Below are 15,045 nucleotides of genomic sequence, written 5' to 3' on the forward strand. Positions count from 1 at the left end.
TATGAACACGTTTCGTCATACCGTCCTCGCAACCCTGCTGGCCCTTTCACTCGCCGCCCCGCCCGTCCTTGCGGCGGAGATGAAGGTACCGCCATCCGGCATCGTGGGCGTCGGGGACGCGCAGCTCACCCCGGACTTCTGGGTGGCGAAACTCACCGACGGCGACAAGGTGGTGATGGACCGCGCCGCCATCGCGGCATTGAACGAACGCGTCGCGACCCTCGATCCTTCCATGCACGACATCCGCCACCTGCCGGCCACGTTGCCGCGCGGGCAGGTCGAGGGCTGGATCGAAAAGCTGACCAGGAAACCGGGCAAGCCGCTCTTCGGCGTCGAAGGCAAGCCGGTACCGGCGGCGACGATCGACGGCGTGATGGCGAACGCGGCCATCGATTCGATTCCTGCCCAGATCGCGCCGCGCTACGGCATGGCCGTCCGGCGCAGCATGCTGCGCGGCTACCCCACCGACCTGCGCGTGTTCAGCGATGCGGACGATACCGACATCGACCGCTTCCAGGAGAGCGCGCTGTTCCCCGGCGATCCGCTGGTGACCGTGCACACGAGCAAGGACGGCAAGTGGGCGTTCGTCGTGAGCCCCCGCTACGCGGCCTGGGTCCACGCCGACGACGTGGCCTACGGCGACGCCGCGGCGGTGTTCGCCCATGCCGACGCCACGCCGTATCGCGTGATCACGGGCGCCAAGCCGCGCACCGTGTACACGCCGGAAGCGCCGTCGGTGTCCGAACTGCAGCTGGACATGGGCACGCGCGTGCCCCTGGACACCACGCTGCCGCCCGACCAGCCGGTGAACGGACAGAGTCCCTATGCCTCCTGGGTCCTCAGCCTCCCCGTGCGCGATGCGAAGGGTGCGCTGTCTTTCCATCCGGCCCTGCTCCAGCGCAACCAGGATTCCTCGGCGGACTACCTCCCGCTGACGCGCGCGAACATCGTGCGCCAGGCTTTCAAGTTCCTCGGCGAACGCTACGGCTGGGGTCACGCGTACAACGGCCGCGACTGCAGCGGCTTCGTGTCCGACGTCTACCGCAGCATGGGCGTGCAGATGCCGCGCAACACGCGGGACCAGAGCATCAGCCCCGGCCTTGCCCATACGGTGTACACCGACAAGGACAGCCACGAGGCGCGGTTGAAGGCCGCCATGGCGCTCGAGGTGGGCGACATGGTCTACATCCCGGGCCACGTGATGATGGTTATCGGCAAGATCGACGGCCAGCCCTATGTCATTCATGACGTGGGCGGCATGAGTTATCGACAGGCCGACGGCACCCTGCGCCACGTGAAGCTCAACGAAGTGTCGGTCACCCCGCTGCTGCCGATGATGTCGGGTCACGACAAGACCTTCGTCGACATCATGACCAGCATCGTCCGCATCCGCTGATTCCTTGTCCAACGAGGCTCCATGAAGATCACCGACATCCGCTTCGGCATGCTCCGCGTGCCGCTGAAGACCCCGTTCAAGACGGCGCTGCGTACCGTCGACAAGGTCGAAGACATCGTGGTGATGGTGCATACCGACGATGGCCGCGTGGGCTACGGCGAAGCGCCGGCCACGGCGGTCATCACCGGCGACACCCACGGCTCCATCGTCGACGCCATCCGTCACTACATCGCGCCGCGCCTCATCGGCCAGGACATCGCCGACCTCAACCGGATCACCAAGCTGATCCAGGGCACGATGGAGAAGAACACCAGCGCCAAGGCGGCGGTGGAGATCGCCGTCTACGATCTCTGGGGACAGCTCTACGACGCGCCCCTGTACAAGCTGCTCGGCGGCGGCGACCCGGTGATCACCACCGACATCACCATCAGCGTGGATTACATCGACAAGATGGTCGCGGATTCCGTGGCGGCGGTGGAGCGCGGCTTCGAGTCGCTGAAGATCAAGGTGGGCAAGGACATCGGCGTCGACATCGAGCGCGTGCGCGCGATCTACGCCGCGGTGGAAGACCGTGCGCTGCTCCGGCTCGACGCGAACCAGGGCTGGACCGCGAAGGAGGCCGTCTACGCCCTGCACGCGCTGGAAGACGCCGGCGTGCGGCTGGAACTGGTGGAACAGCCGGTAAAAGCGCGCGACCTGGAAGGCATGCGCTACGTCACCGAGCGCGTGCACACGCCGATCATGGCCGACGAGAGCGTGTTCGGCCCGGCCGAGGTGATGGACCTCATCCGCATGCGCGCGGCGGATATCATCAACATCAAGCTGATGAAGACCGGCGGCATCTCCAACGCCATCCGCATCGCCGACATCGCCGGCCTCTACGGCATCGAGTGCATGATCGGCTGCATGCTGGAATCCAGCATCAGCGTCGCCGCCGCGGTCCACGTGGCGGTGGCGAAGTCGGATGTGATCACGAAGGTGGATCTCGACGGTCCTTCGCTCTGCGCTTACGACCCGGTGGACGGTGGCGTCGACTTCAACGAATCGGAAATCTCGATCCGCGACGCCCCGGGCCTCGGCATCCGCGAGATTCGCGGCCTCGAATTCCTCTGAGGGAACGCCCATGTCGCCGCTGGTGAAGATCCGCTCCGAGCGCGACCGCATGTCGGCGGTGGAGCGGCGCATCGCCGATTTCATCCTCGAGAACGCCCAGTTGCTGCGCGACTATTCCTCGCAGCAACTGGCGAACGCGCTGGGCATCAGCCAGTCCAGCGTGGTGAAGTTCACCCAGAAGCTCGGCTTCCGCGGCTATCCCGATCTCAAGTATTCGGTCGGAGAGGCGATCGGCCGCACCGAGGACGCCGAGGGCGAGGATGCCCCCCACGCCGAACGCCCCGGCGACGACGCCCTGGGCGCGACGCTATGGCAGCGCAAGGCGCGCGCCGAAGAGGCCACGCGCCTGATCAACGATCCCGCCACCCTGCGCGAGCTGGTCGCCGCCCTCGACGCGGCGGGCAAGGTGTTCCTCATCGGACTGGGCGAGGACGAGTTGCATGCGCGCGGTTTCGCCGCGCGCCTCTCCCTCCTGGGCATCGTCGCGATCCGTCACGTGGACATCGGCCGCATGGCCGCGCAGGTGGCGATGTCGTCGCCGGGCGACCTCCTCATCGTGTTTTCCGAACACGGCAAGCATGCCGCGCTGTTGAAGGTGGCGCGCTATTTCCGCGAACATCGCGGGCGCGTCGTGACCGTGACGCGTCATACTTCCAATCCGCTGCGCGCGTTGTCCGACATCTCGCTTGCGGTGGCGGCCCACGACGATGCCTCCTACGTGCAATCCTTGATCTACCAGTCCACCGTGCAGCAGCTGCTCGACACCGTCTTCGTGCACCTTTGCGAGGGCGACGAAGCCCGCCACGCCCGCCTGGTGGAAAACCTCGACCGCATCCACCAGATGCTCGAACCGTGACCGGAGCCGCCATGCCGCCGCCCAGCCTCCTTCCTCGCCTCCTCGGATTCTTCGCGTTCGCCGCGACCTTTTCCGCGGGCGCCTTCGAGACACCGGCCGCCTGGTCGGTCTCGCGGCAAATGATCGTGGTGACCACCGACGGCTGGGACGTCGACCACGGCACGCTGCGTGCCTACGTGCGCGAAGGCACGCATTGGACGCCGGTCGGACCGGCCGCGGAGGTCACGATCGGCCGGCACGGCAGCGCCTGGGGCGTCGGTCTCAATCCCCCCGGGCACGGCGGTCCGGTGAAGAAGGAAGGCGACGGGCGCAGCCCTGCCGGCGTATTCCGGATCGGCGAAGCCTTCGGCTATGCGGACAGCAATGCCACCGCCCTGCCTTACCGCGGGCTCACCGCCTCCGATTATTGCGTCGACGTGAATTCGTCGCCGTACTACAACCAGATCGTCGACGCGAAGAAGGTCGGCGAGAAGGCGGTGGCCGGCGCCACCGAGCCGATGCGTCGCGACCTGCATTTCGACGGCGACCGCGCATACCGCATCGGTTTTGTCATCGAGCACAATCCCGACGGCCGCAAGGGCGCGGGCAGCTGCATCTTCGCGCACCTGTGGAAGTCGCCCACCTCGCCGACCGCCGGCTGCACCGCCATGACCGACACCACGATGGAACGCCTGCTGGGCTGGCTCGACCCCGACAAGAAGCCCGTCTTCGTGCTGCTCCCCAAGACCGAATACGCGCGACTGCGCGAAGCTTGGAATCTCCCGGCCCCATGACCTCGACCCAACGCATCCTCCTCGGCCTCGCCCTCGGCGCGGCCGCCGGCATCGCCCTCGCCCATTGGACACCCGAGGCCGCCGTACGCGTGGCCGACGCGGTGCAGCCGCTGGGCAAGCTCTGGCTCAGCGCCCTGCAGATGACCGTGGTACCGCTGGTGCTCTCGCTTGTGGTGGTCGGCGCGAACACCGCGACGGACGCCGCCGCTTCCGGACGCATCGCCCGTCGCGCGATCGTCGTGTTCCTCCTGCTGCTGGCCCTCGGTGCCGCCGTCGCCGCCATCGCCGCGCCGGAGCTGTTCCTGCTCTTCCCGCGCAGCGATTCGCTGCGTGCGGCGCTCGAGACGGCCACGGGACACCTGCCGTCGACGAAGCCCGTCGGCTGGGCCGACTGGCTCGCCGGCATCGTGCCCACCAACGCGGTGATGGCGGCCGCCGAGAGCGCGATGCTGCCGCTGGTGGTCTTCGCGATGTTCCTGGGCTTCGCGCTGACCCGCATCGCGGCCGAACGGCGTGCGCTGGTCGTGGAATTCTTCCGCGCCATCGCCGACGCCATGATCGTCGTGGTTCGCTGGGTGCTGATGCTCGCGCCCTTCGGCGTCTTCGCCCTCATCCTCGCCGTCTGCGCGCGCGCGGGCCTGCACATGCTCGGTGCGCTCGGCGTCTACGTGCTGGTGGAATGCATCGTCTACCTCCTGGTGACGGCGCTCATGCTCGTCGTGGCGCGCGTGTGGGGACGCGAACCCTTCGTCCGCTTCGCCTCGGCCATCGCCCCGGCGCAGGTCGTCGCGTTCAGCACGCAGTCCTCGCTGGCCTCGCTGCCGGCAATGATCGAGAGCGCGGACCGCCGGCTCGGTTATCCCACCGCGATCACCTCGCTGGTGCTTCCGATGGCCGTCTCGCTGTTCCGGCTCACCAGCCCCGTGCAGTACATCGTCTCGGCCAGCTTCATTGCCTGGGCGCTCGGCATCGACCTCGGCGCCGCCCAACTGGCGGCGGGCGCCGCGCTCGCCGTGGTGATCAGCCTGGGCTCGGTGGGCCTGCCGGGCCAGGTCACCTTCATCGCGACCAACGTTCCCGTCGCGCAGGCGATGGGATTGCCGGTGGGTCCGCTCGGGCTGATGCTCGCCGTGGATACGCTGCCCGACACCCTCGCGACACTCGGCAACGTCACCGCCGACCTCGCGGCGACCAGCGTGGTCGCCGCCCAATCCGCCAAGGACAGGGCATGAAACACCTGGACGCGATCGTCGTCGGCGCCGGCATCGCCGGTGCCTCGGTGGCATGGTTCCTTGCACCGCACGCGCGTGTGGCCGTGCTCGAGCGGGAGTCGTTCGCCGGCTTCCACACCACGGGCCGTTCCGCCGCGCACTTCAGCGAAAGCTATGGCTCGGCGCAGGTACGCGCACTGAGCCGTGCCACCCGCCCCTTCCTCGAACGGCCACCCTCCGGCTTCTCGGCGCACCCCATCCTCCAGCCGCGCAGCGCGCTCGTCATAGGCAGCGCCGACCAGGCGGATCGCGTGCGCGAGGAATACGAGGCCGTCCGCCGGTTCACGCCGTCGCTGTCCCTGCTGGATGGCTCGGCGGTCCTGGATCTCGTGCCGGTGCTTCGACCCGAAGCCGCACGCATCGCCTTCTTCGAACCCGACTCCGCGGATATCGACGTCAACGAACTGCACCAGGGCTTCCTGCGCGGCGCGAAGGCCAACGGCGTGGCGCTGCATGTCGATACCGACGTGACCTCGATCCGCCGCGAGGGCGGCGACTGGATCGTCAACGAGACATGGCGCGCGCCCGTCGTGGTGAACGCCGCCGGCGCCTGGGCCGACGTCCTGGCCCGCAAGGCCGGCGTCGCGCCCATCGGGCTCGAACCTCGCCGGCGTTCCGCATTCACGTTCGCGGCACCCGACGGTATCGACGCGGCCGCGTGGCCGTTCGTCGTCGACATCGACGAGACCTTCTACTTCAAGCCCGATGCCGGCCTGCTGCTCGGTTCGGCGGCGAACGCCGATCCGACGTTTCCGCACGACGTGCAGCCCGAGGAGTTCGACATCGCCCTCGGCATCCATCGCATCGAGGAAGCCACCACGATGACGATCCGCCGGCCCACGCGTACATGGGCAGGGCTGCGCAGCTTCGTCGCGGACGGCGACCTCGTTGGCGGCTTCGCACCGGATGCGGAGGGCTTCTTCTGGCTCGCGGCGCAAGGCGGCTACGGCATCCAGACCAGCGCGGCGATGGCCGAGGCCTGCGCATCGATCATCCTGGGCCGGCCGATGCCATGGCACCTGCTGGACCAGGGCATCACACCCGAACTGCTGGGCCACGCAAGATTGTCCCTAGGGCCAATCTAAGGACGGAGACTTAGGCTTGCGGAAAACATCCGCGAGGCGACGTCACGTGCAGGCCAGGCGAACTGTCAGCAAGGTACCGGAGGTCACGCCAGGCTTCTGGATCATCAAGATCCTCGCCACCACGCTCGGCGAAACGGGCGGCGACGCGGTGTCCATGTCGATGCAACTCGGATACCTGTTGAGCACCGGCATCTTCGCGCTGGTCTTTGTCGTCGCCGTGACGCTGCAGATCCGCGCCACCCGGTTCCATCCCTTGCTGTACTGGACCACGATCATCGCCACCACCACGGTGGGAACCACGCTGGCCGATTTTGCCGACCGCTCGCTTGGCATCGGATACGCCGGTGGCGCGAGCTTACTGCTTGCGATGCTCCTGGCCTCGCTGTTCGCCTGGTACCGCACCCTCGGCAGCATCGCCGTGGATTCGATCGGCTCGCCCGGCAGCGAGGCCTTCTACTGGGCCACGATCATGTTCTCGCAGACGCTGGGCACCGCCCTCGGGGACTGGACGGCCGACAGCATGGGTCTCGGCTACATGGGTGCCGCCCTCGTGTTCGGTGCGCTCATCGCGTTCGCCGCCATGGCCTATGCCTGGACGCGGGTATCGCACACCTTGCTGTTCTGGGTTGCGTTCGTCCTCACCCGTCCACTGGGTGCCGTCGTCGGCGACCTGCTCGACAAGCCGGTGAGCCATGGAGGACTTGCGCTCGATCGCTTCTCGGCATCGGCGGTGTTGCTCGGACTGATCCTGCTATGCATCGCGTACACCCACCGCCGACAGGGCCGGCTCCCGCCAAACCGGCATTAGGCCCGGCGGGAAGCGACTCTGCCGGCGATGCCCCGGCTCAGAAATCGTAGGAAACGCTCAGGCGCCCATAGCGCGGTTCCTGCCGTGCGGTGATCACGCCATACGCCGGCTCCGGCACGCCCGGGCCTGCCTCGGAATACGGGTACTTCTGCAACGCGCGGCGTTCGTCGAGCAGGTTGAACACGTTCGCATTGAAGGCCAGCTTCCCGGCGCCGAACGACGGGCGCCAGGTCACGCCGAGATCGATCTGGCGGATCCACGGCAGCCGCCCCTGCTCCCCCGGGGGCGAGGGCTCGCCGTTGCAATAGTGGTAGTCGCCCTCGTAGCCGGCGGGATCGGAATGGTCCGCGCCGTAGTAGCCGAGGCAATGCCGCGGCGTGCCGGACACGAGGCTGACGTTAGCCGAAGCCAGCCATTCCGGCGCGATCTGCCAGTAACCGAACACCTTGAACTGGTGCGTATGGTCGTTGCTCTGCGGGCCGTTGGTGTGCTCCATCACCTCCGCGTTGTCCCAGTCCTCGCTGGTCGATGCCGCGGTCTGGTTGAGGTCCGAGCGCAGCTGGCCTTCCGTGTTGCCGTAGCTGCGCGAGAACACATAGCTGGCCCGCGCGTACCAGGTGCCGTCGAACGGATGCTCCAGCAGAAGCTCCAGGCTGTAGTACTTGCGCTTCAGCCCCTGGAAACCGAGTTCCTCGTTGCTGACCGGTACCGCCACGTGGTTGCCCGCCGTGTCCAGCAGCGTGAAGGTATTGGCCTGTCCCGGATTGAACAGGTAGCAGCTGTTGACCTGGTTGGTGTCGATGTCCAGTCCCAGCGACTGCCCCTTCGCGACGATGCGGTCGATGTCGCAGTAATCGTCGATCGCATTGCGCAGCTTGCGGTAAGTGAGTTTCGCGCCGTATACCCAGTCGGTGCCGAAGGTCTTGGTGAAACCGAGGATGTACTCATCCTGGTTCTCGGCTTTCATGCCCTTCGCCGCCACGGTCTTAGGGTCCGGCAGCTGGCCAAAGTAGTTGTTCGACGACACCGGCACCCCCGGCGCGATCGCCGTGAGTCCGGTGGGCTGGCCGTCGGCGGCGATGCCGGTGTACGTGAAGTACTGCGAGGTCGACAAGGCGCCACCCGCGGCATTGAGCGCCGGATTCAGTGGCAGGCCGAGGTAATAGCGCCCGGCATTGCCGTAGACCTTGAACGTGGCGTCGCCATTCACGTCCCAGCTGAAGCCGAGGCGCGGCGCCCATTGCGGCGACGTCTGCCTGATGTAGACCTGGCTGTCGGCGTTGTAGTTGGTGAACTGGTCGTTGCGCAGGCCGAGGGTCAGCAGCCAGCGGTCGGTGACCTGCCAGGCGTCCTCGACGTATTGCGCGCGTTGGCTCGAACGCACCGTGGCAAGGCTGGACGAGACGCCGCGCACCACGTAGTAGCCTTCTTCGCCACCGGGATAGTTGCCGGGCGCGTCCACGCCGAGTCCGGTGGAGATCGGAAGGTCCGGCGAGCCCTGTCCATAGGTCCAGATGTAGCCCGGCCCGGAACTCGACGTGCCCTGGTCGCGCGCCCGGGCCTGCTGGTTGTCGATGCCGGCGGTGATCGTGTGGTCGCCGAGCGTGTAGTGGATGTCGAAGCGGGTGTTCGTCGTCTCGTTGCCGCGGTTCGGGTTCGCCAGCGAGGAAATCGTCTGTCCGTTCTCGCGGGCCACCCCGCCCGTATAGGCCGGGTTCTGGAAATCCTGGCCGGCGATATACACGGCGTCCGGGTTGTAGCCGGACGGGACCACGTAGTTCACCGTTCGCATCTTGCCGTACTGCGCGCTGATCGTGAGGTTGTCGGTGAGGTAGCCGGTGTACTTCGCCGTATAGACGTCGCCGCCGAACTTTTCGTCGTTGGCTCCGGAAAGCCTTTCGCCGCGCCGGCGGTTCGCATAGTCGTAGTCGTAGATCGTGCCCGAGCGTTCGGTCTTGTCGGAGGCGCCGGTCACCTCGAGGATGTTCGAGTCGTCGATGTTCCAGTCCAGCTTCGCGTACCAGCGCGGCAACTGATACCGGTAGGAACGGTCGGGCGACTGCGGCAGGGTCACGTTGCTCACGGTATCGCCGGTCTGCCGCTCCACCTCGGCGGCGGCGAAGAGGAACAGCTTGTCCTTGATGAGCGGGCCGCCGGCATAAAGACTCGCCGTGGTCGAAGTTACGCTGTTGGCGCGGTTCGGCGCGTAGAGGTTGCCGGCCTTCGGTTGCGGCGGGAGACCGTTCGTGTAGTAGCTGTCCTTCTCCTTCGCACGCAGGCCGTTCGGCTCCCAGATAAGCTGCGCACCGGCGTGCCAGTCGTTCGTGCCGCGCTTTCCGACCACGTTGATGACGCCGCCGTCGGAACGACCGTACTGCGCGCTATACCCGCCTGTATAGACTTCCTGCTGCTCGATGGCGCCATAGGGCAGCGAGATCCCGCCGAAACCTCGCAATGGATCGGTCGTGTTGAAGCCGTTGACGTAGTACGCGTTCTCGCTGGCGGCGGAACCGCCGAAGGACACCAGGGAATTGCCGGTGGCACCGGTATAGCTGCCGCTATTGTTCACCGCGCCGGGAGCCAGCAGCGCGATGGCTTCGGAGCTGCGCCCCAACGGAAGCCTTGCCAGCTGCTGCGAGGTAACGACCGTGCGCGAGTCGACCGTGGACACGTCGATGGCCGGCAAGGCGTTCGCGGAGACATTCACTCCGCCCAGATCCTGCACCGACCGTGCCGCGAAGGACACTTCCACACCCGAGCCCACGCGCAGCGCCACGTTCTCCCGGCTCCGCACCGCAGCGCCTGCATGGATCACGGATACGGTATAGGTACCCAACGGCAACTGCGCCACCGAATAACGGCCCCGCGCGTCGATCGGCACGTCGCGCGTGAGGCCCGTGTCGTTCACGACACGGACGACATCGCCTTCGCCCGCCTGCACCTGCCCATAGATCGAACCCGTGGTGGACTGCGCCAGCACGGCCCCCGAGAACGCGGAAAACACCGCGACGGCCAGCAACGACCGCTGCAACGACAACTTGTTCATGGAAACCCTTGATCGTGGATGTTGGGCAAACCCCGGCCGCACCGCCTTCCCCTTGCGAGGGCGATGGGTCGATCGCAGTGGCTTGCCGGTGTACGGGCGCAACCGCCCGTTACGCCTGCGCGGCGTCGATGGATCGAAACAGAGTCAGGAGGAGACGCCGTGCCCGGCGCGGCCGGTCAGCGCCCCACGCCGCTGGATCAGCGGCGACGACAACAACATCGCGCGGCGGCGTGATGCGCGCGCGCGGAGTAGGAATTAACGAGTTCAGGGTGACGCATGACGACCCCTCGTTTTTTGCTGCGGTGCGCCACCGTAACACGGGACAACATGGCCGTGTCAAGCATTTGGACGTCTAGATGGCTCGATGGAAGATATCGACGCCCCACGCCCGCCGCATAGCGGCCGAAGCTTGCGCTAAGGAATCTCGCCGGGGCGAGGGACCCGGCCCCGCGATATTTCACGAGGCGGAACCGTCGCGAAAGATATCGCCCCGACAATGCACTCGAGTTCCCGGATCATGCGATGCGAACTGTGGCGATGCGGAACATGCTGGTCTTGACCCTGGCGGCCCTCCTGGCCGCCTGCGCCGGCGTGCCCGTGCCGGAACTTCACGCCCCGACCCCCGCGGACTGGCGGCATGCCGCAAGGGGCGCCGGCACCCCCACCGACCTGCACGGCTGGTGGCACGCGTTTGGCGATACCACGCTGAACGCGCTGGTCGACGAGGCCCTGGCCAGCAACCTCGGGCTGGAAGAAGCCATCGAGCGCCTGCGCGCGGCGCGTGCGTTGCATGGCACGGCCGACGCGCGCTTCCGGCCCCAGCTGGACGCCAGGACGGACAACTTCACCAATCCCGACACCAGGTCCTCGTCCTTCGTGGCCGGCTTCGATGCCACATGGGAACTCGATCTGTTCGGGCGAGGCGAGGCGACCCGGCACGTGGCACGCGGCGCATTGGATGGCGCCGCCTCGGACCTGCGCGCCGCACAGGTGTCGTTGGTGGCCGAAGTCGCCCGCACATGGCTGAGCTTGCGAGCGGCGCAGGAACAGGCGGAGTGGCTGACACGCATTCGCGACATCCGCGCGCGGCAATACGGCATGCTGACGACGCGCCGGCGCTTGCGCCTGGCGAACGAAGGCGACGTGCAACGCGCCGGGGCGGCGCTCGCCCTGGCCGAGGCCGCACTGGTCGAACCGCGCGATGAGATCGATACGAGCGCCCAGCAACTGGCGGTCTTGCTCGGCCAGCCGGAACCCGATCCGGCCTGGTTCCAGGCCGCGCCCATGCCGACGCTCGGGAACTGGCACCTCGATGCCGCGCCGGCCGACCTCCTCCGCTCGCGTCCCGAAATCCTGCACGCGCAAGCCGACGTGCTGCACGCGGCTGGCGAAGCAGGGCTGGCCCGCGCGAACCGCTATCCCAGTCTCGCCATCGGCGGCTCCCTGTACTGGTCCGGCGGCAGCGCGATTCCCGCACTCGGCCCTCTTGTCGACATACCGCTCTTCGATTGGGGCATGCGCGCGGCGGCGGCCGACGCGAAGGCGCATGAGCTCAAGGCCAGCGTCCTGGCCTATCGGGCTGCCGTTCTCCACGGCGTCGCCGAAGTCGAGACGGCCCTCGGCAGGCTGAGCCGGGAAACCGACTACGAGCAGCGGATGGCCGAGAGCGCGGCGGCGACCGATGCTGCCCATGCGATCGTCGTGCGCCGCGTCGCACTGAAGCTGGCCGGTCCGATGGAACAGGCGGAAAGCAGCCTGGCGCACGACCAGGCGGCCCTTGCGCTGGTCCAGGCCAGGGCGAGCCGCGGGCTTGGTTTCGTGGCCTTGTTCAAGGCTTTCGGGGGAGCGCCCCTGCCCACGGAAACCGACTGATGGTCGCCCTGGCACGCAAGACGTTATTGCACGAATGGCGCCGCTTCCTGCCCGCCATCGTCGCCGTGGGCTTCGCGGGCCTGCTGCAACTGCTTCAGGCGGCCCTGGTGCTGGGCATCTTCGGCACCGCCGCCGTCGCCGTCACCGGTTCGTCCGCGGATATCTGGGTGGGGTATCCCGGCACGCAGAGCGTCAACCTTGGCCGCGCCATCGATCCCAATATCGAAGCACGGTTGTGGATGGATACCGCCGTCGCCCGTGTCGAACCCTTCTTCAGCCTGGATGGGGACTGGCGGGGAAGCGCCAGAGACGGCAGCGAATCGGTCTTCGTCTCCGGCATCGATACGCGGCCTGACGGCCTGATGTTCGCGCACGTGCTTCCGCCTGGTCTGCGCGCGCGCCTCGACGAGCCGGATGCCGTCATCGTGGATCGCGCCGACATCGACAAGCTCGGCGTGGCGGTCGGCGGCACGGCGGCCATCAACGGGCATACCGTGCGCGTCGTGGGTGTCAGCAGCGGATTGCGCGCGCTGGGTGGCGTCAACGTCGTCAGTTCGCTCGCCACGGCACGCCAGCTCGATGCCGATCCGGAGGACGGCGGACGACCTACCTATTTCGTCGCCGGCCTGCGCGATCCCGCCGACGCGGGAGCCGTAGCGCGACGCCTGGATACCGATGCCGCATTCGGACGTTACGAAGCGTGGACAGCCAGCGCGTTCGCCCGCCGTTCGGCGCTCTACTGGCTGTTCGACACCGGCGCCGGTGCCGGCGTGCTGTTCCTCGCGGCGACCGTGTTTCTGGCGGGTGCCATCATCACCAGCCAGACGCTCGTCGCCGCTATCGGCGGCTCCGTGCGCGAGTACGCCACGCTCAACGCGCTGGGAATCGGCGCATCCGCCTTGCGCCGCATCGTGCTGGAACAGGCCTTCTGGGTCGGGGCCTTGGGCATGCTGGGCGCCGGCGCGCTGGGCTCCGCGCTGCTTGGCCTCGCCCGCACGCTCGATGTGCCGGTCACCCTCGACCTGCCGACCGCGGTGGCCTGCGCCGTCCTCGTCATGGTCCTGGCAGCCGCGTCCGGCCTCGCCGCCATCCGCGTGCTGAGGCAGGCCGATCCCGTGAGCCTGCTCCGATGACCGCCGCGTCGTCCCTCCCTCCCGTTGCCCTGCGCGCCGAAGGCGTGGGCAAATCGTTCCTGGCAGGCAAGCTGACCACCCGCATCCTGCACGGCCTGTCGCTGTCCGTTCATGCGGGCGAACTGACGCTGGTCGCCGGACCGTCCGGCTGCGGCAAAAGCACCTTGCTCGCCATCCTCAGCGGTCTGCAGCAGGCCGACGAGGGGCGGGTCCACGCGCTCGGGAACGCGCTGCACACGATGAACCGCACCGCGCTGGAACGCTTCCGGCTCCTGCATACCGGTTTCGTCTTCCAGGGTTTCAATCTTTTTCCGGCCCTGGACGCCCTCGAGCAAGTGGCGCTGCCGCTGCGTTACCTCGGATTGTCCGCAGCCCAGGCCAAGGTACGCGCCGTGCGTGCCCTCGACGAGGTGGGGCTCGTCCAGCGCATGACACTCAAGCCCGCCGAGCTGTCGGGCGGCGAAAAGCAGCGCGTCGCCATCGCCCGGGCCCTGGCCAAGGAACCGCAGCTGCTGTTCGCCGACGAACCCACGAGTGCGCTCGACGCGGCCAGTGGCCAGATCGTCATCGACATACTCCATCGCGTCGCGCGCACGCACGGCACCACCGTGCTTTGCGTCAGTCACGATCCCCGCCTGATCGGCCACGCCGATCGCCTGTTAACCATGGAGGACGGCCGCATCCTGAGCGACCGGCGCCTGGCCGAGCCGGCCTCCTTCGACGTAGAGACCGCGCCATGATTTCGCTCCCGCTCCGTCGCGGCACGGCATTCGCCTCGTTGCTGGCCCTTCTGCTCGGCGCGTGTTCGCGGCCGGCCGAAACCGCCGCCCCCGCCGAAGCGCCCCGCTACGCGGCGGTCGCCCGGGGCCGGGTCGATGTCGAAGGTGGCGTCCTCGACCTCACCCTGCCACGCGAAGGCGTGGTGGCCGACGTCGACGTCCACGAGGGAGACCACGTGCGGCGTGGCCAGGTATTGGCCGCGCTGGACCGCGAACCCGCCCGCCTCGCCATCGCCGCCGCGCAGGCCGAGGTCGACCAGGCACGGGCCCAGCTGGGCCTCCTTCGCGACCGGCTGGCCGGCGCCAGACGACGGGCCGGGCGTCTCGCCGAGGCGGAACGCGACGGTGCGGGCGACGGACAGAGTGCCGACGACGCGCGCGACGCGGCGAGGGAACTCGGCGGGCAGTACGCGGCGGCCAAGGCAGGGGTCGCGGCGGCCGAACAGAAACTGGCCGCCGCGCGTTTCGAAGCATCGCAAGGTGTACTCCGCGCGCCCGTCGAGGCCGACGTGGTTCGGGTAGCCATCCATCCCGGTATCAGCGTCTCTCCCCAATCCGGCGTCTCGTTCACCCTGCTGCCACGCACCGCGCGGATCGTGCGTGCGGAACTGGGCGAAGCGTATGTCGACGCGGTGCGGCCCGGATCTCCGGCCCTGGTAACGGCCGACGCCAGTGCCCAGGACAAGCCATGGCCCGCGCATGTCCTGCGGATCGGTCCGATGTTCGGTACGTCCAAGCTGGAAGACGATCCGGAGAAACGTGCCAACAGCCGCACGGTCGAATGTGTCCTCGCCTTTGACGGCACGCCAACGCCGCGCGTCGGCGAACGCGTGATCGTGCGTTTTGGCGCGGCCATGCCCCCCAGTCGCAAGAAAGGCCGGTGAAACGACGCGATGCGAGCCTTTCCACCCTA

12 protein-coding genes are annotated in these 15,045 nt (G+C 67.8%); 11 read left to right on the plus strand and 1 reads right to left on the minus strand.

The features are described from left to right. The first annotated feature begins 1 nt into the window (after position 1). From HBF32_RS16905 to HBF32_RS16935, 7 genes are read left to right on the plus strand one after another with little or no spacing between them, the layout of a single operon-like run. The gene (locus HBF32_RS16905) at positions 2–1,396 is read left to right on the plus strand and encodes a C40 family peptidase (protein WP_166700951.1); all 1,395 of its coding nucleotides are present in this window, start codon (positions 2–4) and stop codon (positions 1,394–1,396) included. A 21-nt stretch (positions 1,397–1,417) separates the two neighbouring features. After that, positions 1,418–2,509, plus strand: coding sequence for a dipeptide epimerase (locus tag HBF32_RS16910; RefSeq protein WP_166700952.1), 1,092 nt, complete (start codon positions 1,418–1,420; stop codon positions 2,507–2,509). A gap of 10 nt (positions 2,510–2,519) precedes the next feature. Beyond that, complete coding sequence (locus HBF32_RS16915) at positions 2,520–3,365, plus strand: MurR/RpiR family transcriptional regulator (RefSeq protein WP_166700953.1); 846 nt, start codon at positions 2,520–2,522, stop codon at positions 3,363–3,365. An 11-nt stretch (positions 3,366–3,376) separates the two neighbouring features. Beyond that, the gene (locus tag HBF32_RS16920) at positions 3,377–4,138 is read left to right on the plus strand and encodes a L,D-transpeptidase family protein (RefSeq protein WP_166700954.1); all 762 of its coding nucleotides are present in this window, start codon (positions 3,377–3,379) and stop codon (positions 4,136–4,138) included. After that, positions 4,135–5,370 carry a dicarboxylate/amino acid:cation symporter gene (locus HBF32_RS16925; RefSeq protein ID WP_166700955.1) on the plus strand — a complete coding sequence of 412 codons (1,236 nt, stop codon included), beginning with the start codon at positions 4,135–4,137 and terminating at the stop codon, positions 5,368–5,370. Before HBF32_RS16920 ends, HBF32_RS16925 begins: the two co-directional genes overlap by 4 nt. Beyond that, complete coding sequence (locus HBF32_RS16930) at positions 5,367–6,494, plus strand: NAD(P)/FAD-dependent oxidoreductase (protein ID WP_166700956.1); 1,128 nt, start codon at positions 5,367–5,369, stop codon at positions 6,492–6,494. The genes HBF32_RS16925 and HBF32_RS16930 overlap by 4 nt, the downstream gene beginning before the upstream one ends. 46 nt (positions 6,495–6,540) lie before the next feature. Beyond that, a complete protein-coding gene (locus HBF32_RS16935; protein WP_166700957.1) occupies positions 6,541–7,302 on the plus strand; it encodes a COG4705 family protein in 762 nt (253 codons plus the stop codon). Positions 7,303–7,339: 37 nt separating this feature from the next. Here the strand turns inward: HBF32_RS16935 and HBF32_RS16940 are convergent, their stop codons facing one another. Continuing rightward, on the minus strand, positions 7,340–10,348 hold the full coding sequence (locus HBF32_RS16940) for a TonB-dependent receptor (RefSeq protein ID WP_166700958.1): 3,009 nt from the start codon (positions 10,346–10,348) through the stop codon (positions 7,340–7,342). Positions 10,349–10,894: 546 nt separating this feature from the next. Between HBF32_RS16940 and HBF32_RS16945 the strand changes: the two genes are divergently transcribed. From HBF32_RS16945 to HBF32_RS16960, 4 genes are read left to right on the plus strand one after another with little or no spacing between them, the layout of a single operon-like run. Beyond that, complete coding sequence (locus HBF32_RS16945; RefSeq protein WP_240148017.1) at positions 10,895–12,220, plus strand: TolC family protein; 1,326 nt, start codon at positions 10,895–10,897, stop codon at positions 12,218–12,220. Then, the gene (locus HBF32_RS16950; RefSeq protein WP_166700959.1) at positions 12,220–13,353 is read left to right on the plus strand and encodes an ABC transporter permease; all 1,134 of its coding nucleotides are present in this window, start codon (positions 12,220–12,222) and stop codon (positions 13,351–13,353) included. Before HBF32_RS16945 ends, HBF32_RS16950 begins: the two co-directional genes overlap by 1 nt. Further along, positions 13,350–14,093: an ABC transporter ATP-binding protein gene (locus HBF32_RS16955; protein ID WP_166700960.1), complete on the plus strand. Its 744-nt coding sequence runs from the start codon at positions 13,350–13,352 to the stop codon at positions 14,091–14,093. Before HBF32_RS16950 ends, HBF32_RS16955 begins: the two co-directional genes overlap by 4 nt. Further along, positions 14,090–15,016 carry an HlyD family secretion protein gene (locus HBF32_RS16960; protein ID WP_166700961.1) on the plus strand — a complete coding sequence of 309 codons (927 nt, stop codon included), beginning with the start codon at positions 14,090–14,092 and terminating at the stop codon, positions 15,014–15,016. The genes HBF32_RS16955 and HBF32_RS16960 overlap by 4 nt, the downstream gene beginning before the upstream one ends. Positions 15,017–15,045: the final 29 nt, after the last annotated feature.

The organism is Luteibacter yeojuensis (assembly GCF_011742875.1).
Classification (GTDB): Bacteria; Pseudomonadota; Gammaproteobacteria; order Xanthomonadales; family Rhodanobacteraceae; genus Luteibacter; species Luteibacter yeojuensis.